Source organism: Marinomonas sp. BSi20584 (genome assembly GCF_002792415.1).
GTDB classification, from domain to species: Bacteria; Pseudomonadota; Gammaproteobacteria; order Pseudomonadales; family Marinomonadaceae; genus Marinomonas; species Marinomonas polaris.
The window spans coordinates 1-26,634 of the sequence record NZ_KZ454905.1 but is presented as its reverse complement, the minus strand read 5'-3'; the positions used below and the strand labels follow the sequence as shown (position 1 = coordinate 26,634).

Below are 26,634 nucleotides of genomic sequence, written 5' to 3'. Positions count from 1 at the left end.
GACGGCCTGAAGGCCGACCTACATGTGATTGGCTGTTGCTAGGTTTTTTGCTCCTTTATTTGTCCTTCATTAATCCATTCTTATATTTCTTATCTCTTACTTTTGTTAGACTAGGCAGATTATTTTTGTCATATACGAAGGATCTGTTTTGAAAATTATTCCTGTTATTTTATCTGGTGGTGTTGGCAGTCGTCTTTGGCCATTATCACGTGAGCATTTTCCTAAACAATGTTTGCCTCTGACGGATAAAGAATACAGTCTTCTTCAGCAAACCATGTTGCGTACTTTATCTTTAGAAGTGGCAGATCCTATTGTGGTTTGTAATGAAGATCATCGTTTTTTGATCGCGCAACAGTTGCAATCTATTGGTGTTAAAAAATCCAGTATTGTTTTAGAGCCTAAAGGCCGTAACACGGCGCCTGCAATCGCTTTGGCGGCGCTGGAAGCATTGCGAAGCCAATCTGGCGATGCTCTTATGTTGGTTTTGCCTGCAGATCATGTCATCCGAGATATTGCCGCTTTTGAAACGACGATTAAGCAAGCGGTTGAATTGGCTAAGCAGGATGCTTTAGTGACCTTCGGTGTGCAGCCAACTCGTCCCGAAACGGGTTACGGTTATATTCGTTCCGGTGATAATTTCTCTGTAGTTGAATTTGTTGAAAAGCCTAACCTTGCAAAAGCTCAGGCTTATTTGGATTCCGGTGAATATTTATGGAATAGCGGAATGTTTTTGTTCCGTGCCAAGGCTTTTTTAGATGAGTTATCGGCTCATCGTGATGATATTTTTCAAGCGGTAAATCTTGCCTATCAGCAGCGTACCGAAGATTTGGACTTTGTGCGTATCGACGCCGAGTTGTTTGCACAATGCCCTGAAGAGTCGATTGATTTCGCGGTGATGGAGCCGACGAAAAAAGCGAAAGTTGTGCCTTATGCAGGGGACTGGAGTGACATTGGTGCTTGGGATGCTTTATATGATTATGCAGATAAAGACGCTGACAATAATGTGCTATTGGGCGATGTAATGTCAGAAGGCTCTAGTCATTGCCTTATCCGTTCTGAGTCACGTTTAGTTGCTGCAGTGGGTGTCAGCGACCTTGTTATTGTCGAAACGGCAGATGCTGTTTTGGTGATGGACAAAAACAATGCTCAAGATGTGAAGAAGATTGTTAAACGCATCAAAGCCGAAGGTCGTGAAGAGCACATGTATCACACGACGGTGCACCGCCCTTGGGGAACGTATCAAACGGTAGATCTTGGTGGTCGCCATCAAGTTAAACGTATCATGGTCAAACCAGGCGAGAAGTTAAGCGTGCAAATGCACCATCACCGTGCCGAGCATTGGGTAGTTGTGTCTGGTACGGCGAAGGTTCAAAACGGTGATCGTGAAATTCTGCTAACCGAAAATGAATCTACTTACATTCCTGTGGGTGTTGTTCATGCATTAGAAAACCCCGGCAAAATTCCTTTAGAACTAGTAGAAGTACAGTCTGGTAGCTATTTAGGTGAAGACGATATCGTACGCTTTAGTGATCGCTATGGTCGTTAAGACAATTGTCGTTAAGCAAGGATTGATAAAATGAGTTCTAGTGCTGTAAAGGTAAAACAACTTAGCGATGAATTGGGCGTAGCTTTTGGTACCAGTGGTGTTCGTGGTTTGGTCAAGGATTTAACCCCAGTACTTTGCTTTGCTTTTGTGCGTTCTTTTTTGCAGACGGTTTGTCCTTCTGCGTCTAGCGTAGCTATTGGTATGGACCTACGTCCGAGTAGCTCTGATATTGCCAAAGCTTGTTTGCTGGCCGCCGAATCTTTTGACGCTAAAGCAGTGTTTTGCGGTGCTTTGCCAACGCCCGCTTTGGCGTTTTATGCCATGCAAAATAACATGCCGGCAGTAATGATAACGGGCAGTCATATACCTTTTGATCGCAACGGTATTAAGTTTTATCGTCCAGACGGTGAGATTAGCAAAGTTGATGAAACCTCTATTATGAATGGCTTAGTTGAAGTGCCTGAATTTGTTTCAGAACTGGTTGCTAAGTTCGCTTTACCTGCCATTGATCATTCTGCTATTGAGCTTTTCAAACAGCGTTATACCTCGCTTTTTCCGTCGAACATTCTGCAAGGCAAACGTGTTGGTGTATATGAACACTCCAGTGTGGCGCGAGATGTGATTAAAGAGTTATTAGCGCATTTTGGTGCTGAGGTTATTTCGTTAGAACGTACTGAGACTTTTGTACCGATCGATACAGAGGCGGTATCAGAAGAAGATGTGCAGAAAGGCTTGAACTGGTCTAAAGAATATAAACTGGATGCCATTATATCCACAGACGGTGATGGCGATCGTCCGCTTATTGCTAATGAAAAAGGTGAGTGGCTACGCGGTGATATTTTAGGCGTGCTCTGCGCTGATTATTTACAAGCAACCCATGTGGCAGCCCCTGTAAATGTGAATACTGTTCTTGAGTTGAGAGGTACATTGCAAAGCCCTGAACGGATCTCGCTGAGAACTAGAATTGGCTCGCCTTATGTCATCGCAGGTATGGAATATTTGCTGCAACAATCACCAGATGCCAGAGTTGTTGGTTATGAAGCCAATGGCGGTTTTTTAGTTGGTGCTGATTTTGTTGTTAATAATCAAGTATTACACGCTTTACCAACGCGAGATTCAGTATTACCTGCTTTAATTGTACTAGCAATGTCCTATGAACAAGCTCTCCCAATTAGCCAATTAACGGCTAACTATCCAGGCCGTTATACCGCTAGTGATCGAATTAAAGACATTCCAACAGATGTCAGTAAACAGCTTATAGCCGATATAAAAACGAGCAAAGCGAAACAAACTGAGCTGCTATCAGCAATAGCGCAAGAAAGTGAAGTGCTAGAGGTTGTTTCAATTGATGAAACCGATGGACTTCGAATGACACTCAATAGTGGGGATATTGTTCACTTACGGCCGTCTGGTAATGCGCCTGAGTTGAGGTGTTATGTTGAGAGTGGCGATCAGGTGCAATCTGTCAGTGTTGTATCTTGTATGCTAGGTCATAAACTGTTTACTAATTTTTAACTATATTTTAATTACTACCTTGTAGAAGCATGGAGTTTCAATGAAAAAGAAAGCCCTTATCACCGGCGTAACAGGCCAAGACGGTTCTTACCTAGCGGAATTTTTGTTAGCTAAAGGGTATGAAGTGCATGGTATTAAACGCCGTGCTTCTTCTTTTAATACTCAACGAGTGGATCACATTTATCAAGATCCGCATGTTGATAATGCCAGTTTTATTCTTCATTACGGTGATTTGACTGACTCTTCTAATTTGACGCGTATTTTGCAAGAAGTGAAGCCAGATGAGGTATATAACCTAGGTGCTCAGTCTCACGTTGCAGTGTCTTTTGAATCGCCAGAGTATACGGCGGATGTAGATGCCATGGGGACATTGCGTTTGCTTGAAGCCATTCGTTTGTTGGGATTGGAAAAAACGACCAAGTTTTATCAAGCGTCTACGTCTGAGCTTTATGGTTTGGTGCAAGAAACCCCACAAAAAGAAACCACGCCTTTTTACCCGCGCTCTCCATACGCTGTGGCGAAAATGTACGCCTACTGGATAGTGGTGAACTACCGTGAATCGTATGGTATGTATGCTTGTAATGGCATTTTGTTTAACCATGAATCGCCACGTCGTGGTGAAACCTTTGTGACTCGTAAGATTACTCGTGGTTTGGCGAATATTTCACAAGGTTTAGAGAAGTGCTTGTACATGGGGAATATGGATGCGCTCCGTGACTGGGGCCATGCCAAAGACTACGTGCGTATGCAGTGGATGATGCTGCAGCAAGATCAGCCAGAGGACTTTGTTATCGCAACGGGCGTTCAATATTCCGTACGCCAGTTTATTGAATGGTCTGCAAAAGAGCTGGGTGTTAGCTTGACGTTTGAAGGTAAGGGCGTAGATGAAAAAGCCATTGTAACGGCTATCGAAGGTGATAAAGCGCCAGCGTTAAAAGTAGGTGATGTGGTGGTACAGATTGACCCACGTTATTTCCGCCCTGCGGAAGTAGAAACCTTGTTGGGTGATCCAAGCAAAGCGAAAGAAAAGCTTGGTTGGACGCCAGAGATCACTGTACAAGAAATGTGTGCTGAGATGGTTTCAGAGGATCTGAAAGTGGCACAACGACATGCATTTTTAAAACTACATGGTCATGATATCTCTGTGTCTGTAGAGGAAGCGCGTTAATGACTCAGCAACGTATTTTTGTTGCGGGTCACAATGGTATGGTTGGCAGCGCTTTGGTTCGCCAACTGTCCCAAGACTCGAATAATCATGTTATTACAGTCGATCGAAACGAGCTTGATTTGACCAACCAGCAATCTGTACAGAGTTTTTTTGCAGAGCAATCGATTGATCAGGTGTATTTAGCGGCCGCTAAAGTAGGTGGGATTCATGCAAACAACACTTACCCAGCGGACTTTATTTATCAAAACTTGATGATAGAGGCGAATATCATTCATGCGGCGCATGTGCATAATGTACAAAAATTGCTCTTTTTAGGGTCTTCTTGCATTTATCCTAAGTTAGCTGAACAGCCCATGCGTGAAGATGCTTTGCTGACAGCCACGTTAGAGCCGACTAATGAGCCTTATGCCATTGCGAAGATTGCTGGTATCAAGTTGTGTGAAAGTTATAACCGACAATATGGTCGTGATTATCGCAGTGTGATGCCGACAAATCTTTATGGCCCCGGTGATAACTTCCACCCAGAAAACAGTCATGTTATTCCTGCATTAATTCGTCGTTTCCATGAAGCAAAAGAAGCGAATGCATCAGTTGTTATGGCATGGGGAACGGGAACACCTATGCGCGAGTTTTTGTATGTGGACGACATGGCCGCTGCGTCTATTTTCGTGATGAATTTAGACGATGCCACTTATCAGAAAGAAACACAACCGATGTTGTCTCATATTAACGTGGGCAGTGGCATTGATTGCACGATCAAAGAGCTGACGGAAACGGTGGCGAAAGTGGTGGGTTATCAAGGGACAATTGAATGGGATACTAGTAAGCCTGATGGTGCGCCAAGAAAGTTAATGGATGTATCACGTTTAGAAAGGCTAGGCTGGACGTCGTCGATTGATTTAGAGCAAGGGCTTGCTAAAAGCTATTCATGGTTTTTAGATAATCAAGCAGATGTTAGGTGCTGATACTAATCGCTGATGATTTTAACAAGAGGGGCGGCCGTGTTAGCTAAAGTATTGGCATTGCGACATCACCAAGGCTTTTTAAAGTATCTAAAAAATACTAGCTGGATGATGGCAGAACAATTTTTACGTATTATTGCCGGATTGTTTGTTGGTATTTGGGTCGCGCGGTATCTCGGCCCTGAAAAATTTGGCGTATTTAGCTATGTTTTAGCCTTTACAGCGATTTTTGCTGGCATCGCCAAACTCGGGCTAGATGGCATAATTGTACGGGAGCTCGTCAACCATCCTGAAAAACGTGATGCTTATCTAGGTTCTGCTTTTTGGCTTAAGGTTTTTGGTGCATTTATCGTCATGGGCTTAATGGCAGCTATCGTGCCCTTTACCAGTAATGATGCTACAACGAATCTATTTATTTTTATTATTGCTGCAGGTATGGTATTTCAAAGTTTTGAAGTGGTTCAATTCTATTTTCAATCTGAAGTGCTTGCGAAAATTGTTACTATTTGCAAAATAATTCAACTACTTCTTTCAATGATAATCAAAATTTATTTGGTTGTAATTGAGGCTGAATTGTTTTGGTTTATATTTGTGTTGTTGTTTGATGCAATAACGCTCGCTATTACCTACTTTATAGCTTACAAACTAAGAGGTAATCTGAGTTTTTATTTTTGTTTTGATTTGGAAATTGCTGGCGATTTAATAAAAAGTGGTTGGCCATTGATATTTGCTGGGTTAGGTTTTACGCTGTTTTCTAATGTTGATTCATTAATGATTAAAGAGATGATCGATGAATCTGCTGTTGGTTTATATGCGGCAGCTTATAAGCTTACAGTAGTCTGGTATTTTCTTCCTGGATTGGTTTTAACATCGGTTATGCCAGCAATAGTGCGTTCAAAAGATAATGTAGGTGAATTTAAACGGCGAACTCAGATTGTTACAGGGTGCTTGGTTTGGTTTGCTATTATTTTAGCTACAGTTACAACATTTTTATCTGATTATATTATTCAATATACATATGGTTCAGACTATATAGCAGCCTCAAACTTACTGGTCCTTTTAATATGGATTAATGTGATTATTTTTTTTAATTCATGCTGGAATGCTATTCATATGATTAATAATAAAACCAATTGGGTTATGTATTTTCATTTTTTAACTGCTTTTCTAAATGTTGGTTTTAATTTGTTGTTGATACCTTTGATGGGAGTTATTGGTGCAGCTTACGCTGTATTGTTTTCTTTGATTTTAAGTTTAATAGTGTTTTCAGTTGTTGATAAAAATACATTGCCTTTATTTTTTAGATCGATTTTTTTAGGGAGATATTAGTGTGAAATCTATCATTAAAAAATATCTTCCAAGTTTTTTGGTTTCTTATCTTATAAAATATATAAAAAATAAACCTGTGGAGAATTTTTTTAAAAAAAAATATAAAAACAAAGTTTTAATTTCATATGTTGTTGAGCCATTTAATAAAAGCTCTTTAAGTCATACAGTTTTTTTTGAGGCAATGACAGCTGCAGAAATTTTTGATGAGTTGGGTTATCAAGTGGATGTTATCCAATATGATATGATAAAAAAAAATCTTGAAAAATATGATGTCATTTTTGGTTTTGGTGAAACAATAGAATATTTTTATTCACATAAATATAGTAATAATACTAAAGTTATTATTTATTCTACAGGAATGCATCAGTTTTTTCAAAATGTTAAAACCTTACAAAGGGTAAAAGAATTACAAAAAGAAAAGAGTGCTTGGTTAATAAACTCAGCTCGACTAACGGATTTTAGCTGGTTTCGGCAAATTGTTTTAAGCGATGCTGTCATAACTTTGGGTAATATGGAAGTTAAAAAAACTTTCGAACCTTTTTATATGGGCGAGCTGTATCCGTTAAATGCACCTTTCTATAAAATACGTGACTATCAAGAAGTAGGTGAGAAATCTCCTAACGCACACCTGTCTTATGTCTGGTTTGGGAGTTCAGGATTAGTACATAAAGGCTTGGATTTATGTTTGGATTTTTTTAAGCAGAATCCAGATTTAATATTACATGTCTGTGGCCCTATTGAAAATGAACCAGATTTTGTATCTCGGTATCATGATGAACTTTTTAATACCAAAAATATATACAATCACGGCTTTGTAGATATAAATTCTGAGAAGTTTAATGAAATTTTAAGATCTTCTTATTTTGCTATATTTCCTTCGTGTTCAGAAGGAGGGAGTCCTTCTTTGTTAACTGTAATTGGTAATGGTGCAATGATTCCAGTAATGACAAAAGCTGCATCTATTGATGTGCCAAATGCCTGCTATATTGAAAAATTAACAATTGCTGGAATTGAGTGTGCTGTCAATGAATCTCAAAATATTATTCAAGAAAAGTTGTTTAAAAAAGCGCAAGAAAATGCAGAGTTTGTAATTAATAATAATTCATTAGAAAATTACAGAAAGAATTTAAAGGAAATATTGGAACAATCTTTAATTTAAGTGAGTGGAATTATGTCAATAAATATCCCGATTTACCAACCCCTGCTTACGGGTAATGAAAAGAAATATGTTAATGATTGTTTAGATTCAAATTGGATTTCCTCAAAAGGAAAATATGTCCAAGAATTTGAGCGCAAATTTGCTGAGTATAATCAGGTCAAGTATGCCACTACTGTTAGTAATGGCACAGTTGCCTTACATTTGGCTATGGTTGCTTTAGGTATTGGTTTAGATGATGAAGTGATTGTTCCTACGCTTACTTATATTGCATCAGTTAATACCATTGCCTATACAGGAGCAACTCCAGTATTTGTTGATTCAGATAAAGATACTTGGCAAATTAATCCTGAAGATGTAAAACGCAAAATCACGCCAAAGACTAAAGCTATTATGGTGGTGCATCTGTACGGTCATCCTTGTGATATGGATGCAATTATGGCAATTGCTAATGAGCATAATTTATTTGTCATTGAAGATTGTGCAGAAGCCTTTGGTTCTAAGTACAAAGATCAGTATGTGGGGACGTTTGGTCATATATCAACTTTTAGTTTTTTTGGTAATAAAACGATTACCACTGGTGAAGGTGGTATGGTTGTCACTAATGATCAAACTCTTTATCAGCGATGTGTACATTTTAAAGGTCAAGGTTTAGCTGAACATCGTCAATATTGGCATGATGTTATTGGTTTTAATTATCGAATGACAAATATTTGTGCAGCAATTGGTTTAGCACAATTAGAGCAGGCTGATGATTTTATTGCTAAAAAACGACAAATTGCTGAGTGGTATAAGGACGGGTTAAAAGATTTGCCTCTTGTCGTTCATCAAGAATCAGCTGGTTGTTTGCATACCTATTGGATGGTTAATATTGTTTTAGAGGATGACCGTCAAAGAGATCCTTTGCGTGAGCATTTAGCCGACGCAGGCATTGAAACCCGTCCAATGTTTTATCCAGTGCATACGATGCCGATGTATAGTCAAAAATTTCAACGCCATCCCGTTGCAGAAGATTTAGGTTGGCGTGGAATTAACATTCCGAGCTGGCCTGGCTTGAGCGAAAATGATGTTAAGTTGGTCTGTAAGCAAATTAAAGACTATTTTGGTGATTGTTAATGAATGTTATTTTATGTGGCTATAACTGGGCGGGCTGTAGGGCCTTAGATTTATTGCTTGAAGCTGGCTGCAATGTGTTTGTCTGCACACATCAAAGCCCAAGTTATATTCCTTCTCTTTATGATTACTGCATAGAAAAAGGCATACCTGTAACACTTGAATCCGTTAACACTGCCTCAATTCCATTTGTGCCTGACTATTTATGTTCTATTTATTATAGAAACATCATAAAAAAACCTATTCTAGAATCTGTAAACTTTAATGCAATGAACTTACATCCATCGCTATTACCAAAATATAGAGGATGTAGCAGTTTAACATGGGCAATGATAGAGCAAGAGAAAGAGGTTGGATTCACATATCATTATGTGGATGAATTATGTGATACGGGTAAAATAATACTTCAAAAAAGCTTTCTAATATTTAATTTTGAAAATCAAACAAATATTTACCAACGAGCAATGTTTGAGGCTTTAAATAGTTTCAAAGAGGCTTTTGATTTATTATGCCAAGCATATGAGGGTGAAGAACAGGTAGGGGAGTCCACTTATTTTGGTAGAGGTGCCCCAGAAAATGGTGAAATTAAAAATGGATGGTCTGACTCAAAAATAAAATCATTCATTAATGCGATGATTAGTCCACCTCTACCTTATGCAACCTATAAAGGCCATGAGATTAAAAGTTTTAGCGAGTACTTAAAGGTTAAGAATGAAAATAGGAATTGAATCAAAAGGTTTTGATGGCTGGGGTGGTGGAGTTGACTTTATTCGACATGTTGCCTCATGCCTTGAATTAGCCGATGAGAATAATGAACTCAAAAAGCATATCCTTTTAGCACAAAATGATTGTTTTTTTCATTTGAAAAAACAAATCATTCCTTTCCGTAAACTATTAGCTCAATTGGCTCATCGTGAGCCTTTACGTTGGATGCCTTGGAAAGGTTTTGATGAGCATTATTTGCGTAAAACTTTTTCAGACTTTCATTCGTATCAACTAGATGCTCCTGGTAATAGGCTTAGTTCTCATTTTGCTTATGCAAAAAAACAAAATATTGATGTATTGATTCCTTGTATATCGCCACCACCTGAAAATTATCTTCTACCATGGGTGGGGTACATTTATGATTTCCAACATAAATATTTACCTGAATTCTTTACAGAAAGAGATATAAAAGAACGAGATAATGCTTTTCGTCAAATGTTGAACCGTGCTGAGCATGTGATTGTCAATGCCCAATCGGTAAAAAAAGATGCGGATAAGTTTATTGGAAATTACAACGCTAAGATTCATGTGTTGCCTTTTAGCCCTAATCCAAGAGAAGAGTGGCTAGATGAAAATCGAGATTTGAGCAGGCAATATGGTATTACGAAACCCTATTTTATAATTTGTAATCAGTTTTGGATTCACAAAGATCACTCTACAGCTTTTAGAGCGTTTTCAGACTTTTTAAAGAAGGTAGGGAAAAAATATCAATTAGTATGTACTGGCGATACTTCGGACTCACGTTTTCCTGATTATTACAATAGCCTATTGGATTTGATAAGAGAGTTGAATATTGAAGATGATATAAAAATTGTCGGTCATATCCCTAAATTAGATCAAATTTCACTTCTTAAACAATCTTCTGCGGTCATTCAACCCACGTTGTTTGAAGGTGGCCCTGGAGGTGGCGCTGCTTATGATGCTATAGCACTCGGTAAGCCTTTAATTGTGTCAGATATACCTGTGAATTTAGAAATTGAAAAAGATGATAGGGTTTTTTTCTTTAGATCAAAAGATGTTGGTGATTTGGTTTTAAAAATGCAAGAAGCTAGTCAATTTGTATTTAACGCAGTTGATAATGACGTCTTACGTGATAAAGGTAAACGAAGGAAATTAGCTTGTGGTCGTGTTTTGTTGGGGGTTATTAATGAGGCTGCTGCTAAATAGTATTTTATCAATTCGGTAACATATGCATCTTGGTGAAATCCTGAAAATGATAGTATCCACCTAGTTTTTCGAGATTTCAACCTTTTAAGTAAGTTGTAAGGCAGAATAAGAGTTAAAAAAACTGGCAAAAAATATTGGTGCCAGAATATAGGAAGTGCAATGAAGATGATGCAATATGATATTACCGAACTTAATAACAACTATAGCTTTGCAAGATGCATAATAAAAATAGCTCGACAAGACACTGCAGTAGTAGGTCTAGATATACAAGCTAAGAAATCCAAATGCAAGTCCGAGAAGATTTTGTACCAGCCTAAAAATGAATGCAGCTTGTACCCTCAAGCTTATTTTAAAGTGGCTGGCGTTATTCCAGTTATTAATAAGGGGGTTAACGATTACATCAGGGTTTTGAGTAAAGATTCCTGCAAACGGTTTTGTTCGTATCTATTAGACGTGAGAGGTTGCTGAATGGATACTCTATTGCGTGAAGTGGGTGGTCGGGAGTTTCACAAAGGGGTTAAGCAAAGCACAAAAGAACAACCGCTTATTACCATCATTACTTCTACTTTCAATGCAGCAAGCGATTTGCTTTGGACTATCGATTCTATACGTTCTCAGACCTATCCTAATATTCAGTGGATTATTGCTGACGGTGGTTCTAGTGATGGTACTGTTGATATTTTGAAAAAAAATGAGGACATTATTGATTATTGGTTTAGTGAGCCTGATAAAGGAATCTACGATGCTTGGAATAAAGCATTAAAGTACGTTAAAGGAGAGTGGGTTCAATTTATTGGTGCTGCAGATGAATACTATGATAATAGAGTATTGGAAAGGGTCTCAAGTGTTTTAGTTTGTGCATTTCCACAGTATGAAATGGTATACGGTAAGGTTCAGATTATTTCTGAAGATAGGCTGCCAATTGAAGAGAGTGGAACACCATGGAAAAAGATGAAGGGAAGCTGGCAAGGTATTCGACCCATGCTGCCAGTGCATCCTGAAGTTTTTCACCATCATAGTGTATTTACAAAATATGGAGGCTTTAATACTCAGTATCGTATTGCTGCGGATACTGATCTTATGTATAGGACTATGTACAAAAATGATCCTCTTTATATCGACTTTTTTATAGATAAAATGGTTGTTGGTGGTGTATCAACTGATCCAAAGGGGCTTGTTCGTTCTTATAAAGAATTAAAGGAAATTAATAAAAATAATAATATACGTCCATCATTAAGAAATGAAGTTATTACCTTTATAAGAGTGTATGTAAAAACCTTTTTATACCATTATATGCCTCTATGTGTCTTTGATAAGATTTTTTCTTATTACAAAAAAATTAAAAAGAAGAAAATTTAAAATGCAGAAAGATAGCGCGTTTATATTCTGTGCAAAAGTGGTTGGTGGTCATGAGAAGATGTGTCTTCAAATGATTATTGATGCTTATCCTGATGCTGAATTATATATTCCTCGTAATAATCACAGATTAAAAGAGTTGTTAGAAGATAAGGGGTATGATATTTATTTTCATGATGCATGTAGTCAATCGATGCAATCATTTCAGACTATTTTTAATTTAAGACAAATGTTTTCTGCTCTTAACCTGCTTAATAAGATAGCTAACAAAAATATTATATTAGTGCAAGGTGATATAGAACTAGGTTCTCAATTCTTGGTTGCTGCCAAGTTATTAAAGAAAAATGTTACGTCTTATATACCCTATGCTCATTCGTTTAAGATGATGCGCAAGCCAATGTCTTGGGGGCGTGATTTTTTGTCAAAATACTATTATAAGCTATGTAATCATTATATTACGATTAGTGATTGCTTTAAGGAGGATTTATTATATTTAAATCCTCATGCTCAAGTAGATATTTTTCCAAATTATGTAATTACTCCATCTGTACCTTTTTATTGTCGAGAAAATGATAGTCCTATTAAGTTATTTTTAATTGGTAGAGTTGAATTTTATCAAAAAGGTCATGATCTTTTTATTCAAGCGTTGACAATGCTTAATGGGAAGGCTTCTTGGTCTAAAATTGAAGTGCATTTTATTGGTGATGGTAAAGATTTAGAAGAGCTTAAGTGTTTGTGTAAACAATTCAATAATATAACTGTTGAAATTGATTTTATCTTTCATGGTTGGTTGAATGATGTATGGAGTGTTGCTTATCAAGCTGATTTAATTGTAATTCCATCTCGTTATGAAGGGGTTCCATTGGTGATGCTGGAGGCTATTCAATTGGGTAAAAAGGTCATTGCTTCTGACAGAGATGGAATGAGAGATTATCTAAAACCTGAGTATTTATTTAATATACTTGTTCAGAAAGAATTCTCGGAGAAAATATTTGATTTTTTAGAGAATAAAATATGAAAATAAGAGATTATATATTTAATTCATTGCTTGGTAAGTCTGGTGTGGTTTTTTATGATAGCCGCTGGCTAGATAGTGGTGGTATTGGCCGTTTTTGTAAGGAGATTATGGCCTCAAAAGTTACGGCTGATACAAAAAAAATAGAGGGGTCTTTATCACAGGCACTTTCAGTAAAAGACTTATTTTTATCTTCTTTTATAACTGTCAATGGGGCTTATTTTATCAGCCCTGGATATAATGCGCCTTTATTTCCATGCTCTAAGGCTATTATTACTGTTCATGATTTAATGCATTTATATTTTTCTGAATATCAAAGTATTAAGAATAAGTTATATTATGACATCATCGTAAAACGTACGGTAACATCAGCGCCACTTGTTTTTACTGTCTCTGATTTTACACGACAAGAAATTTCACGTTGGGCTAAGATTTCTATCGATAAAATAATTGTGGTTCCTAATGGGGTTGATCATAAATTTTATCATGAAGCTGTTCTTCCTATCGTGAGAGACAGACCTTATTTCTTATATGTTGGAAATAATAAATCACATAAGAATTTGAAAAGACTGGTGAGTGCTTATGCGAGCTCAGGTCTTTCTACTGAGGTTGACTTATTAATTTCTTGTAAACCCACACCAGAATTAAGTTTGCTTATTGCTGAATTAGATATGACTGAACGTGTGGTGTTTTTATGCGGAGTTGAAGAGTCTGATTTGCCTTCTTATTATAAAGGCGCCGTTGCGACTGTTGTCGTAAGTTTATATGAAGGCTTTTGTTTGCCTATTCTTGAATCTATGGCTGTTGGCACTCCAGTAATTACATCGAATGTTACAGCCATGCCAGAGACAGCTGGCGGAGCAGCATTATTAGTTGATCCTTATGATATTAATTCTATCAGAGACGGTTTAGTTGATATCTGGCAACAGAAATTGGTACGTATTAATTTAGTTGAATTGGGGTTGAAAAGAGCACAAATGTTTTCTTGGGAACGTTCTAGAGAAATTTGGGATGATGCTCTAATCCCTATCTTGGAGAAATAATGAAAATAGCAATTGTACATGACTGGTTTGTTAACCCAGGTGGCGCAGAAAATGTTATACAGGCTATTATCGATATTTTTCCTGATGCTGATTTATTCTCTGTAGTGGATTTTTTTGATGACGAGCAGAGAAAAAAATACCTGATCGGCAAGCAAACAAAGAACACCTTCATACAAAAGTTGCCATTTGCAAAAAAGAAATATCGTGCTTATCTACCATTAATGCCTTTTGCTATAGAGCAGCTTGATCTTACTGAATATGATTTAGTGATTAGTAGCAGTCATGCGGTGGCAAAAGGAGTAATTACATCACCTAATCAATTACATGTTTGTTACTGTCATTCACCTATTCGATATGCTTGGGATATGAAGTTTGAATATTTAAAGGAGTCTGGCTTAACCAACGGTTTTAAGTCTCTAATTGCCCGATATTTTTTACATAAAATTCGAATGTGGGATTTTATTTCCAGTCATAATGTTGACGCTTTTATAGCTAATAGTCATTTTATTAAAAGAAGAATTGAGAAGTCTTATCGCAGGGATTCAAAAGTTATTTTTCCTAACGTTGATGTTAATGCATTTTCTCTTCAAATAGACAAAGACGATTTTTATTTTACTGCGTCGCGTTTGGTTCCCTATAAACGGTTAGCGCTTATTGCGGAAGCCTTTTCAAAAATGCCTGATAAAAAGCTTATTATCATAGGTGATGGCCCTGAAAGAGATAAGGTTGAAAAAATAGCATCTGTTTCACCAAACATAAGTTATTTGGGATACCAAGATTATCAAACTCTTAAAGAGCATATGATGAAAGCTAGAGCTTTTATTTTTGCGGCTGAAGAAGATTTTGGAATTGTTCCATTAGAAGCTCAAGCCTGTGGTACGCCTGTTATTGCATTTGGTAAGGGGGGGGCATTAGATACGGTTATAGATAAGAAAACAGGCTTTTATTTTTATAAACAAACAGCAGATTCGATTATTAAAGCTGTTAATGATTTTGAAGAAAATCATAGCTTATTACTTGAGCCAAGTGAAATTAGAGCTCATGCGATGAAATTTTCTACGGAAATTTTTAAGGAAAATTTCAAGCAGTTTGTACTTGAGAAATGTGAAGAAAAAGGCATAGAAATTTGATCTTCATTGAAGATCAAATTGCATTCTTATGTATAAAGCCTTTAAAAATAGTCAAAAAGATGATTCTGAGATCGAACCATACAGACCAGTTTTCAATATAGTATAGGTCGTATTCAACTCTGTTTTCCATTTTGTCTATTGTATCGGTTTCCCCGCGAAAGCCATTTACTTGTGCCCAGCCAGTGATGCCTGGCTTGACCATATGGCGGCGCATATAAGATTCAACAAGTGTTTTGTAATGTTCATTGTGTGCAAGTGCATGGGGTCTTGGCCCAACAATGGACATCCTGCCTTGAAGTACATTGATAAATTGCGGTAGTTCATCTAAAGATGTTCTTCTCATGAAAGCACCGATAGGGGTTATTCTACTGTCCCCTTTTGTTGCTTGTGTTACTTTTCCATCTTCCTCATTGTGAACCACCATAGACCGAAACTTATAAACCTTAAAGTCCTGCCCATTGGCGCCTGTTCTATATTGTTTAAATAAGATCGGCCCTTTGGACGTTAGCTTTATAGTGATGGCTAAGGCTACTAAAATTGGGCTTATGAGTAACAGTATAATGGAAGCCAGTATTTTGTCTTCTAGGGACTTTAGAAAACGGTTTTTACCTTCAAGCATATGAGAGGTTGAAATGTTTATAACGGGTAAACCAGCAACTTCCGTCATGGATTGATTTAAGAGTCTAAAGCCAAAGATATCGGGTACCATTCGAATCACGATAGAAGTGTTGCTTAAAGCGGATTGTACTTGTTCCATTTTTTGCACTTCGCTCATTGGAAGAGCAATCCAAACCTGATCTATTTTGTGATTTTTAACTATTTTATCTAGATCATTTAATGTGCCTAAAAATGGTACAGAGTTAATTTCATGTTTATCGATGGCTTGGTCTTGTGTACTAAGTATCCCTTTTACGACTAACCCCATTTCAGGGTGTTGTTTTAGTCGCTCTAGAACTTGTTGTGCTAGCTCTCCATCGCCAATAATAATCACGCTTCTGATGTTGAAGCCTTTTGCTCTTAATGCCCCTAGGGACTTTCGAAGCAAGAATCTATAGCTCAATATTGTAGCGGTAGAGGTACATAGCCAACTTACTACCCAAATACGAGAGAATAAATCGGAAGATTGGGTAACAAATCCACTAATGATTAGTAGCAAAAATGTTGTTAATGTCGCACTAAGAACACATCTTATCTCAGACGTGAATGATGCTCCTCGCCATGCCCTATAGGCGCCAAAAAAGGACAGGCTTGCTGCTCCAAGTAGCACGCCGAGTAGTAGGACATTTTTATATGTTAAATCAAGGCTAAGACTTGAAAATCTTAACCAGTAACTTAATAGTCCGGCACTTAATAGCCCAAGGCAATCTATGATTCTTAGTATGATACTAAGTGATGTGCTGTGTTCTTTTAATGCTAAACTTTTTTTCACGTATTTCTCTGCTGTTAACTTAGCTAGTCAATAATATTTAGATTTTTATAACTAAGATTTATTCTTTAAAATTATATTTTGCGCGCCATATTTGGGCCTGTATACCTGTCATAAATATCGTAAAGTAAAAAACACCTGTCCAGAAATTTTGGTAGGCTTCGAAGCAATTCATAATGCTCCAGAAGCAGACAAAACTCATAAAGAAATAGCCAACTTGTTTTTCTATTTTTCCAGCTCTTATTTGTTTAAAAAGGCTTTTTGCCATTACGACCCAGATACTAATATAAAAAGCTAATCCTACAATACCAAAGTTAACCAGCATCTCAATATAGATGTTATGCAAGTGCCCGAAATCTTTTCTTATATCATCTGGTAGCCATTCTGTTTTTTTCATAACAAGACTTCTACCATTGCTTCCCCAACCAAATATGGGTTTGGCTTTTATGAAGTCTGTTGCCGCTACCCAGCTATGAAGGCGTATACCAAAACTAGTATAGGGCACATTATCAAAGTCTAGTGTGGCAATAGCGCTTAATGCTTCTTTTTCTTCTACAGCTCTGTTTATCATAGCGTCGTTGTTAGTTAACGCTATATTTATAGCCATGCTGAGGCCTAACATGCTAGCTAGAAATAGACTTAGGGTGACTAGCTTTTGCTTTCCTGTTGCTCGATTAAACCGCTTTATGGTGAAGTAACTGGCCATAAAAAACGCCGTAATCAGCAACGCAAGCCAAGCTTGACGAGATGAGTTGATATAAATAATGAGGATACAGTAAGCAATAGCAAGAAAAAGAGGGATTGCTAACCATTTGCTTTTACTTAGAAGCGTGCGAGTAAAGCATAAAAAGCCTATCAAAATAACGCCAAAGAATAAGCTGGTATGCTGGGCTTGTCGAAGGCCAAAAAATACTCGTTCTCCGTCTAGTCCCCTAATAATTTCTGGTATACCTTCACCTGTTACCCAAGGAGAAACTAGTATTCCTAGTGCCGCAGAGCCCCAGACGAGCCAAGTGGCATTTTTGTATTGGGCTACCCACCAAGCTAAAGGAATGAAAACAAACCAACGAGTTATCTTATCCAATTTAGGTGAGCTTTCCGCCCATTCAGGGGTAACATACTGAGATAATCCCCATGAAATTAATTGGAATATGATGGCTATCCAGACAAAACGAAACAGTATGTGGCTGTTGACTACTTTGCCGTATTTAAATAATCCCCAGAAGCCTGTGAGTGTGGCTATAGCGGATGCTACTCCTGCGATCTCAGAGAAGCCTGTTCTTGTGAAAGCATAAAGTGCAATCGAGAAGATTCCTAGGAGGATTAACCAAGTTGGCTGTTCTGCTGGTGTGCGTCGTTTGAATGCATTGGCTAAACTGGTAGAAACTGATGTCATTTTAAGCTCATGTATTTGGTTTTCTATAAGGGCATATCAATATTAAGTGGCAATTTTTGCGTAATTATACAAAGAGTTATGGGAAGGGGTATATAAGATATTCATCTGAGTAGTCATTTTCTTGAAGAAGGGGGCTTTTCTTGCCAAAAGTGGCTTAAATAAAAAAATGGCCATCGATAACGACAGCCATTTTTTATTTAATAGAGCAAATAATTTATTTAGTTGCTTTTGGTGCTTCTGGCTTCTCTATATCATGCAGTTCAACAACAAATTTAAGCGCTGCATTTGGTGGAATAGGACCTGTGCCGCCAGGACCGTATGCTAAATCAGCTGGGATATAAAGTTCGTATTTAGAGCCAACAGGCATAAGTTGTAGACCTTCAGTCCAGCCAGGAATTACACCATTTAGTGGGAAGGTAATGGCTTCACCACGTTTGTAAGAGCTATCAAACACAGTTCCATCACTTAAGCTGCCTTCATAATCCACTTTTACTGTGTCTGTTGCGCTAGGTTTGTCGCCTTTACCCGCGGTGATAACTTTATAAAGCAAACCAGACTCTGTTTTTTTCACGCCATCTTCGGCTTCTTTCTCTTTTAGCCATGCTGCAGAAGCGGCTTTTGCTTCTTCAGATGCTTTTTCTTCTTCAAGCTGAGCTTTTGCCATTTGTTCTTGCTGGTAGTCTTGGATGGTTTTAGTCACTTCATCCATGCTCATTTTGCCTTCTTTGCCGGCAAATGAATCTTGGAAGCCTGCCATAAAGGTTTTCATATCTAGTTCAGAGAAATCTTGTGACATGCGAGAACCAAACATGGTGCCAATGCTGTAACCAAGGCGTTGCTCTTTAGTGTCTAGTTTAATTGAGCTGTCGGCTGCGTACGCAAAAGAAACAGATGACATGACCAGCGCCGCAATAAGAGTATTTTTCATAGCTATTTTTTTCATAAGAAAAGGTGTTCCATTGTTTGTTGATTTATCACTTAGTGACGTGAAGCATTAAGACGGAGTTCAATTCGCATATTTTTTTACCAGCATTTCATGGGGCGAAAACAAAGCAGGAACAATGGTATACGCCTTGTGCTTTGCAAAATCAGATCCGTCGTTTTTGTTTAACATGAATGTTCTAACATAAGGTTGGCTATTTATGCCAGTTTATATGCGTTCATGTTGCCAAAGCGACCCCTTCACCTGCACACTTTGTTTGAGTTACAAAAGATAGAACGGTCTCACAAAGCACAAGACGTAGGTCGAGATTAATCCGCTGTTCTTTATCTATACAATCGCTTTTACAAAAGCATGACGGTGTTTGCTAAAGCAAGTTTGTTTGTTTGGCTCTATTTACAATTTATTGACGATTTTACGTTAAAGCTTGGGCTCAGATATTTTGTCGATTCGCGCTTTAGTGCGACAAAATACCTATGATGGATGTAATCGTTATAAAACTAGTGCTTTAGTCTTGGTCTATAGAGTGAATCAATGACTGACTAAAGGTCTGTCCATCTACAAAAGTGAAGACCTCATTGGCTTTAATGTGCGTTAAGAAATAGTTGTGGTAACCGTAATATTTATAATGGCTTTTTAGTATTTTGCTATGCCACCATTTTTTTAACATCTTCTGAATTCTCGGTTTGCTGCGTAGGTCGTGCATTGAGTCAAAAGATACGACTTTATCTTTTTGTGTATTTATATCGAGTTGATGGCTATAACAAGAATAATGGCCAAATATCGATTTAGTGTCATACCATGGTGCTAGCCCCGTTCTAGCGTGCTCTGGGCCGTAAGGGAACTTCTTTATTTTGCGCAAATGGTTTACGTACATCAGAACTCTATTTGGCACATGGCTGCTTTTGTCGATGGCTAAGGCTAAGGCATAAGCTGACATAATATGTTCTGGATGAGGGTCTATCTCTGGTTCTGTTACTAGTACAGTTGAAGGCTTAATTTGCTCTAGTAGGCTAGTTAGATCTTCGATTAGTAATTGTCCAGAGCTAATATTCTGTTCATCATTCGGAAGTTTTAGCGTATTAAATGTTCGGCTTATTTGCGGCGTTAGCGCAGGGAAAGCTTTATCGCTTTGTGGCTCTTTTGGTGTTTGATAAAGCGATTCTTTGGTTAGATTGAAATAACCAAGGGAAGACAATCGATCAAACTTAACGCCTGCAAGAAGCGGTGTTGTCATGCTATTCCACGCTCTGATTTGTGCTTTTCGCTGTGTTGCATCGCTTATGGTTTCATCTAACCCAGAAATATACTGCCTATCTAAAGACTGGAGGTTTTGTCCTGCATTGATTGTTGTAATCCAAACTTGATCCGCAAAGTCGCTGTATAAGCCATATGCTGCGAGTTCAGCATCGTCTGCATGTGGCGCAATGATAAGGATGGGTCCATCAGCGAGGTTGGGGTTTTTAAAGCCTAAAAGTTTTGCTTCAGTAGGAGCTTTGCAATGTTCGAAAGCCAATTGTAATTGGTGCAATGTTTTGTCTTTTGCCAATAAGCCACTTAGATTAAGGTGGCGAGTGCCTTCTTGATTAGCTTCAAAGAATTGTGAATGGTCAACCGTATTTTGATCTTCATTATTAAAAAAAGCGGAAATACAGCCTTGCTTTTTTTTATGAGTAGATTGATAAGGGAACGATAGTAACCAAGTGAATTCATCATGTTTTAACTCTGCGAATCCTGCTTCATCTTCCAGAGTTAAATTAGATATATTACTTTTGTTCTGCTTTCTCAGAAGTACGTCACTTTGCCAATCTGGTTGTAACGCATACTGGTAATCAAGTTTTTTCATAAAATAATTCTTATAAATTAAGGCGGTCGTTTAATTTAAATTTATTGGGCTGGTAAGTAGGTGTCGCAATATTGTTGCACGATATGTTTTTCGTCAAACTGCGCGAGCGATTGTGCGACGTCTGGGCCTAAAAGAACGGAGTCTCCTTGTTTCAAAGCAAGGACGATTTTCTCGGCAAGAGATTCAGGGCTTTGTTCTGCTAAATAGTCACTTAACTGCCCACGCATGATATCACTAACGCCACCAGGGCAATTTGTTGCAACGACAGGTGTTCCGCAAGCCAATGCCTCAATGAGTACCATTCCTAGCCCTTCACTTTTGGAGCTTAAAACAAAGAGGTCTGCATGCTGATACCAAGGAAATGGATTGCTTTGTTTACCTTTTAGAAAGATACAATCTTCTAATCCTAGTTTTTTGATCTTATTTTCGATTGCAGCTTTTTCTCGACCTTCTCCGACGATAACTAGGTCATGTGTTACGCCGAAGTTGTTGCGTGCGTAATGATAGGCGTCGATTAATAATGGAAAGTTTTTACCTCCTACAAGACGGCCTAAACCTAAAATATAGGGGCTTGTATGGTAATCAATATTGGCTTCTAGAGCCGATGATTTTTTCCTAATTTCTTCATAATTATTTGGGTTGCTTATGATTGAAATGCTTTGACATGAAATAGCGAAGTTGTGAATTAGATCCATAAAAGAGCGCTGTGCTTCTTTGGATATACATACCACATGTCGGTTGGAAAATAGCCATGAAAACATCTGCTTAGATTTAGAACCATACACCGACTGGTCAAGCATACTTTCACAAACGAATACAAAACGAGGGTCTTTGAGTGGCCAAATATGAGAAAAAGTGCCTTGTCCACGGAAAATAATAAGATCAAATCGGCCAGCTTCTTTTTCTAGTTTTTTGAGTTTATAAGAAAAAGCCATGGCTTCCGCATAGGCAAAAAACATGACGAACGATTTACGAAAAATGATGTTTAATAATTTAGATATTATTAGCCAAATAAAACCAATGCCGCTTAGCATCACCATTTTTTGTAGGGCAAACAAATGTATTTTGACATTAGGGTTGCTGGGGGAGACTTCAATTTTGCGATTTTTAAGATAAATAAGGTGAGTATTATGGCCTTGTTTCGCAAAGGCGTCGGATAAGTTGCAGGCAACTCTCTCCATGCCTCCAATTTTTAAACAATTTACAACAACCGCAACCTTCATCGAATCTCCTAAAAAATGTAAGGCAACGCTGTAAAGTCGCCATTGTGCTATTTCTACTATTGAAAGCTAATACTAAACAACTCAGCATTTAAAAAATATAGTACATAAATTAACGAACTCACTAAATGCTCAAGAAGGCTATTTAATCCCCATAAACAACGGAATAAGAATTGGCACGAGAATGCTCATAATAAAGCCACTGGCGATGCAGACAGGGATGATTTGCGCGCCATGAAATTTGCCCAGCATGGGTAAGGTGAAATCCATTGCCGTTGCGCCAGAATAACCGACGGACATGTGGCTATTTAGTCTTGCTAAGAACGGAATCAGCATGAGGGCAAGTATCTCACGTCCAAGATCAAGCAAGAAGGCCGTGGTGCCAAGTACCGGATCGCCTAAGCCGGTAATAAGAATGCCAGATAAACTGTACCAGCCGAAGCCTGAAACAACCGCAAGCCCTTGGTTCCAACTTAGCCCTAAAACTAGGCTGCCAATCCAACCCGCTAACAAGGTGGTGAAAATGGTCACTAGGGCGATAATAACGCCTTGTGAGTTTAAAAAGAGTTTGCGTAGACGATGATTTCCTTGACGAAGTTGGCAACCGATTAAAAAGAGTAAAACATACAGCAAGCCAGTCACTAGTTCGTCGACGCCTGTTAGCCAATCTTTGGCAAAAATCCCAACGATGACGCCACCAATCACCCAAGCAATGGTTTTTGCTGCATCCATTAGTGCATGGTTTTTGCTGTCTGATGGACCTTGAGCAAGACTGTCTGCGTGGGTGCCGCCAAAACGCAGACCACTTAGATATAAGCCTGCTAGGCTCAATACGCTGATTAGCACAAAGAAAATAATGGCTTGATAACCAGCAATAAATAGCTTTTCTGCTAAATTGTCTAGCGCACCAAGGCTAAAGCCAATTAAGCCTAAAATGAGGTACACAAGCTGTTCTAACCCTTTTGCCACGCGTGCAGGTGTGAATAACTTGATATTGACCCAGTAACCAAAGAGTAGGGCGATAAGTAATGGGCCAAGTGTAGTGAGAATAGTCATGCGAGAATGGTCTTCCTAGACAAATCTTTAAATGCTGGAGCGGCATTTTCTCGGTATTGAGATGTAAATACAAGCTTGGTTTTTTGTAGGGCATGTTGTTTTCAGGTAGGACGTGATTCATTACGTCAAGGTTTTGGTTTGGTGTGATTCATTTTTGACGGCCTGAAGGCCGACCTACATTTTTGATGGTATGTTTTTTGTGGGTCGTGTTTTTGCGCGTCAAGATTTTTGGTTTGGTGTGATTGGCTCTTGCCAGCCTAAAGGTGATTGTTTTGGTTTGGTGTGACTTGGTTTGTTCTTATTGATGCTTAATATCGTATTTTTTACATGGTTAATCTGATAAAATCCGATTAACCATGTAAAAATGTAGGTTTTTCCAATGAGCGAAGATCTTTTAAAAATGTTTGGTTGTGTGCCTATCCAGCATAGTAGTTTGTTGGCTGTATTGCATGATTACAAAACGCCAAATGACAAAATACACCGTTGGTTGCAACAAGGTTGTTTGTTGCAGGTTAAGCGTGGGTTGTATGTCGTTTCGCCACAGATGAGCGGTGAGTTGTGGTCGCTACCGCTGGTTGCGAATGTACTGTATGGACCCTCTTATGTCTCTCTGGATTACGCTTTGTTTTATCATGGGCTGATTCCTGAAGGTGTTGTTGAGGTATCTTCGGTGACGACTAGGCGTTCGAAATTCTACAAAAGTGATGTAGGCCGCTTTTCGTATACTCATTTGCCTTTGCCTTACTATTCGTTAGGCATTATTCAAGTAAAACCAGCTGAAAATGTGAGCTATTTAATGGCGTCACGAGAAAAAGCTCTGTGCGATAGTCTTTTATTAGCACGTAACTTAAGAGTCTATTCTGTTAAAGGTTTGGAGAGTTATTTGCAGCAGGACTTGCGGTTGGACTTTTCTGAGTTGGCACAGTTTGATATTGCTTTAGTAAAAAAGCTCGCAGAGAGCGGGACTAAAGCAGCTTTATTAGGGCTATTGGTTACCTTATTGGAGTCATTATCATGTTAAAGCAAATGCTACAAAAATATTCACTTTCCAGTGAGGCTGAAGCGGACCAAGCGCTACGCGAAGTCATGCAAGAAATTGCGTTGGCTGGGCTGTATCGAGGTGGTTTTTTTCAAAAAGCGGCATTTTACGGCGGCACCTGTTTACGTATTTTTCATGGTTTGCCTCGCTTTTCTGAAGATTTAGATTTTTCATTACTTGCACCTGATCATTGCTTTACACTTGACCCTTATTTTAAGGCTGTTAAAGAAGAGTTCATATCGCTTGGTATTGAGGTTGATATTACTCAAAAAACTAGAAAGTCGACCAATCAGATTGAATCTGCTTTTTTGAAAAGTCATAGTCAAATTTTTGATATTTCGTTGATGACAGATCGGCCTGTTAAGATCAAGTTTGAAGTCGATATTGATCCACCATTGGGTTTTGCTACAGAAGAGAAGTTGTTATTGGAACCTTTTTCATTTTATGTGAAGTGTTTCCGGCCATCTGATTTATTTGCCGGTAAGATGCATGCTCTGCTATTTAGGCCGTGGCTCAATAGGGTAAAAGGCCGTGATTGGTATGATTTCGAATGGTACGTTCGACGTGGTATCCCTATCAATCTCTCTCATTTTGCCAATAGAGCTAGGCAAAGCGGTGATATAATTGATATTGATTTGAATGAAGGGACCTTTAAACAATTGCTCGCTAGCAAAATTACACAACTGGATATAGTCAGTGCTAAACAAGATATTGTCCGGTTCATTACGGATCCTGATTCGTTGACGTTATGGTCTGTGGATTACTTTCTGCAAATTACGGAAAAATTAAAAGTCGTGAAGTGATGGTAATTTGATTGGTAGGTATAAGTGTAGGTCAAATTTATCCCAACAATGGTCGTATCTGTCGGCTTAAAGGCCGACACATAGGTGATTTGGTGCAATGTATGGCGATCGGTGTTAAATTACTCGGTCGTTTTTTTGCGTTTTCTATGGATAGTCGGCGGTGATGTGTGGTTAAGCGTTTCCCAGTGTTAAAAGAAGTTCTGCATTTGTTATTTCCTATGGTTCTGACGATGACATTGGAGCTGTCGATCAGTGTGGTCGATACCATCATGTTAGGGCATTACAGCGCGCTGCATTTGGCTGCTGTTGGTTTGGCATCGAGTTTATGGCTACCGGTTGGTTGTTTCTTGATTGGTGTGACATTCGGTCTTACGCCTTTGGTGACGCGTCATTTGCATGGTCGACAACCAAAACTGGTTAACCTATATATGTCGCAAGCGGTTGGCTTATCAGTAGGACTTGGTTTATTGGCGAGCTTAGTAGCTATCTTTTTATTGCCGTACTTTGCCAGTTTGATGGCGACGGAAGAAGAAACAAGACAAGTTTCCGTTTCATACTTGTATATCTTCGCGCCAGCCCTTCCAATGTTGGCCTTGATGACGGCGTATAAAAATTTGTTTGAAGCGGCTGGCCGTCCAGGTTTTCCACTGTTTGTCGCAAGCTTCGGTCTAGCACTAAATATCTTATTTAACTATGTGCTGATTTTTGGCAATTTTGGCTTTCCAGAAATGGGTGCAAAAGGCGCAGCGTTGGCGTCCGCTTTATCCTTGTATTTAGCTGTGTCGATGTTTTTTGTTTACGACCGTTTTATCAATAAAACGCCTTTGTTTACGCGTTTAGTCTGGCGTTACACCCGTAAATTTTCGATTCTGCTGAATGTTGGCGCGCCAGCGGGCTTTGCCTTTGCTTTTGAAGTCGGCTTGTTTTCATCTATGACGTGGCTGATTTCATCTTTTGGTGATCTGGCGTTAGGCGGCGGTCAGATCGTTATGTCTTACACTTCTTTCTTGTTTACGCCAATGATGGCGATGAGTGCTGTGACAGCGATAGTTGTCGCGAAAGCCATGTCTAAAGAAGGCGTTAGCGGCGTTAGAAAGCGTATTCGAGTGATTGTTTGGCTAGGGCTTTCTTATGTGAGTACCTGTTTTATTATTACTCAAGTTTTCCATAACCAGATTCCGTATATCTATAGTAACAATGCTGAAGTAGTGGCTTTGGCGGCGAGCATTTTGTTGATCTCTTCCTGTTATCAGTTCCCCGATATGCTGCAAACGGTATTTACTGGTGCCTTGCGAGGATTCCGTGATACGCGTTCAACCATGATCGCCTTTGCAGCGTCTTTGTTTGGCTTAAGTATTCCGTTTGGCTTTTGGTTGTCGCATTACAGCCCGTGGGCAGAGACCTTATCGCTGCGAGGCTTTTACATTGGTTTAGGCGCGGGGTTAACCTTGTTAGCGGCGATTCTGATCCTGCGTTTTCGTGTGATATTGGCGCGTTATGAAGGCCGACGCATTGCGTCACCAAGAGAAGTGGCGTAGATCGAGGAATTTTCGGCTTTTACCAAACTTCCTTGACGCGCTAAAGCACGGCCTACAAAAAACAACAACACCAAATCACATGTAGGTCGTATATGGACTCCTCTG

22 protein-coding genes are annotated in these 26,634 nt (G+C 38.7%); 16 read left to right on the top strand and 6 right to left on the bottom strand.

All coding sequences use genetic code 11. From position 1 onward, the window contains the following. Positions 1–148 precede the first annotated feature (148 nt). From TY87_RS21840 to TY87_RS22645, 13 genes are all read left to right on the top strand, one after another. Positions 149–1,546: a mannose-1-phosphate guanylyltransferase/mannose-6-phosphate isomerase gene (locus TY87_RS21840; RefSeq protein ID WP_100188680.1), complete on the top strand. Its 1,398-nt coding sequence runs from the start codon at positions 149–151 to the stop codon at positions 1,544–1,546. A 30-nt stretch (positions 1,547–1,576) separates the two neighbouring features. After that, positions 1,577–3,061 (top strand): phosphomannomutase, encoded by a 1,485-nt coding sequence (locus TY87_RS21835; protein WP_100188679.1) that lies wholly within the window; start codon positions 1,577–1,579, stop codon positions 3,059–3,061. 40 nt (positions 3,062–3,101) lie between these two features. Beyond that, a complete protein-coding gene (gene gmd / locus TY87_RS21830) occupies positions 3,102–4,229 on the top strand; it encodes a GDP-mannose 4,6-dehydratase (protein ID WP_100188678.1) in 1,128 nt (375 codons plus the stop codon). Next, positions 4,229–5,194: a GDP-L-fucose synthase gene (fcl, locus tag TY87_RS21825; RefSeq protein WP_100188677.1), complete on the top strand. Its 966-nt coding sequence runs from the start codon at positions 4,229–4,231 to the stop codon at positions 5,192–5,194. The genes gmd and fcl overlap by 1 nt, the downstream gene beginning before the upstream one ends. A gap of 36 nt (positions 5,195–5,230) precedes the next feature. Then, entirely contained in the window at positions 5,231–6,520 is a 1,290-nt protein-coding gene (locus tag TY87_RS21820; protein ID WP_198432164.1) for a flippase, read from the top strand. Between the two features lies 1 nt (position 6,521). Further along, positions 6,522–7,679 (top strand): glycosyltransferase, encoded by a 1,158-nt coding sequence (locus tag TY87_RS21815; protein ID WP_100188675.1) that lies wholly within the window; start codon positions 6,522–6,524, stop codon positions 7,677–7,679. A gap of 12 nt (positions 7,680–7,691) precedes the next feature. Further along, complete coding sequence (locus TY87_RS21810) at positions 7,692–8,792, top strand: DegT/DnrJ/EryC1/StrS family aminotransferase (RefSeq protein ID WP_100188674.1); 1,101 nt, start codon at positions 7,692–7,694, stop codon at positions 8,790–8,792. Further along, a complete protein-coding gene (locus TY87_RS21805) occupies positions 8,792–9,517 on the top strand; it encodes a formyl transferase (RefSeq protein ID WP_100188673.1) in 726 nt (241 codons plus the stop codon). Before TY87_RS21810 ends, TY87_RS21805 begins: the two co-directional genes overlap by 1 nt. Beyond that, complete coding sequence (locus tag TY87_RS22650) at positions 9,501–10,721, top strand: glycosyltransferase family 4 protein (protein ID WP_198432163.1); 1,221 nt, start codon at positions 9,501–9,503, stop codon at positions 10,719–10,721. The genes TY87_RS21805 and TY87_RS22650 overlap by 17 nt, the downstream gene beginning before the upstream one ends. 468 nt (positions 10,722–11,189) lie before the next feature. Next, positions 11,190–12,080 carry a glycosyltransferase family 2 protein gene (locus TY87_RS21790; protein WP_100188671.1) on the top strand — a complete coding sequence of 297 codons (891 nt, stop codon included), beginning with the start codon at positions 11,190–11,192 and terminating at the stop codon, positions 12,078–12,080. A gap of 1 nt (position 12,081) precedes the next feature. Continuing rightward, entirely contained in the window at positions 12,082–13,095 is a 1,014-nt protein-coding gene (locus tag TY87_RS21785; RefSeq protein ID WP_100188670.1) for a glycosyltransferase family 4 protein, read from the top strand. Beyond that, positions 13,092–14,135, top strand: a complete 1,044-nt coding sequence (locus TY87_RS21780; RefSeq protein WP_100188669.1) for a glycosyltransferase family 4 protein — start codon at positions 13,092–13,094, stop codon at positions 14,133–14,135. The genes TY87_RS21785 and TY87_RS21780 overlap by 4 nt, the downstream gene beginning before the upstream one ends. Beyond that, positions 14,135–15,265, top strand: a complete 1,131-nt coding sequence (locus tag TY87_RS22645) for a glycosyltransferase family 4 protein (RefSeq protein ID WP_100188668.1) — start codon at positions 14,135–14,137, stop codon at positions 15,263–15,265. Before TY87_RS21780 ends, TY87_RS22645 begins: the two co-directional genes overlap by 1 nt. 13 nt (positions 15,266–15,278) lie before the next feature. On the opposite strand, the gene TY87_RS21770 is transcribed toward TY87_RS22645, so the two are convergent. The 6 genes from TY87_RS21770 to TY87_RS21745 all read right to left on the bottom strand — a co-directional run bounded on the left by TY87_RS21770 (position 15,279) and on the right by TY87_RS21745 (position 23,149). After that, on the bottom strand, positions 15,279–16,694 hold the full coding sequence (locus TY87_RS21770) for an undecaprenyl-phosphate glucose phosphotransferase (RefSeq protein WP_100188667.1): 1,416 nt from the start codon (positions 16,692–16,694) through the stop codon (positions 15,279–15,281). A 58-nt stretch (positions 16,695–16,752) separates the two neighbouring features. Then, positions 16,753–18,087, bottom strand: a complete 1,335-nt coding sequence (locus TY87_RS21765; RefSeq protein WP_100188666.1) for an O-antigen ligase family protein — start codon at positions 18,085–18,087, stop codon at positions 16,753–16,755. A gap of 214 nt (positions 18,088–18,301) precedes the next feature. After that, positions 18,302–19,030, bottom strand: coding sequence for a BamJ family beta-barrel-assembly machinery protein (locus TY87_RS21760; RefSeq protein WP_100188665.1), 729 nt, complete (start codon positions 19,028–19,030; stop codon positions 18,302–18,304). 505 nt (positions 19,031–19,535) lie between these two features. Continuing rightward, positions 19,536–20,873: a PIG-L deacetylase family protein gene (locus TY87_RS21755; RefSeq protein WP_100188664.1), complete on the bottom strand. Its 1,338-nt coding sequence runs from the start codon at positions 20,871–20,873 to the stop codon at positions 19,536–19,538. Positions 20,874–20,914: 41 nt separating this feature from the next. Then, positions 20,915–22,096, bottom strand: coding sequence for a glycosyltransferase (locus TY87_RS21750; RefSeq protein ID WP_100188663.1), 1,182 nt, complete (start codon positions 22,094–22,096; stop codon positions 20,915–20,917). Between the two features lie 138 nt (positions 22,097–22,234). Further along, positions 22,235–23,149: a LysO family transporter gene (locus TY87_RS21745; RefSeq protein ID WP_100188662.1), complete on the bottom strand. Its 915-nt coding sequence runs from the start codon at positions 23,147–23,149 to the stop codon at positions 22,235–22,237. A gap of 379 nt (positions 23,150–23,528) precedes the next feature. Between TY87_RS21745 and TY87_RS21740 the strand changes: the two genes are divergently transcribed. The 3 genes from TY87_RS21740 (at position 23,529) to TY87_RS21730 (ending at position 26,529) form a co-directional block, all read left to right on the top strand. Next, positions 23,529–24,170, top strand: a complete 642-nt coding sequence (locus TY87_RS21740) for a type IV toxin-antitoxin system AbiEi family antitoxin domain-containing protein (RefSeq protein WP_072840429.1) — start codon at positions 23,529–23,531, stop codon at positions 24,168–24,170. Continuing rightward, a complete protein-coding gene (locus TY87_RS21735) occupies positions 24,164–24,991 on the top strand; it encodes a nucleotidyl transferase AbiEii/AbiGii toxin family protein (protein WP_100188661.1) in 828 nt (275 codons plus the stop codon). The genes TY87_RS21740 and TY87_RS21735 overlap by 7 nt, the downstream gene beginning before the upstream one ends. A gap of 167 nt (positions 24,992–25,158) precedes the next feature. Next, complete coding sequence (locus tag TY87_RS21730; protein ID WP_232617215.1) at positions 25,159–26,529, top strand: MATE family efflux transporter; 1,371 nt, start codon at positions 25,159–25,161, stop codon at positions 26,527–26,529. The last annotated feature ends 105 nt before the right edge of the window (positions 26,530–26,634 follow it).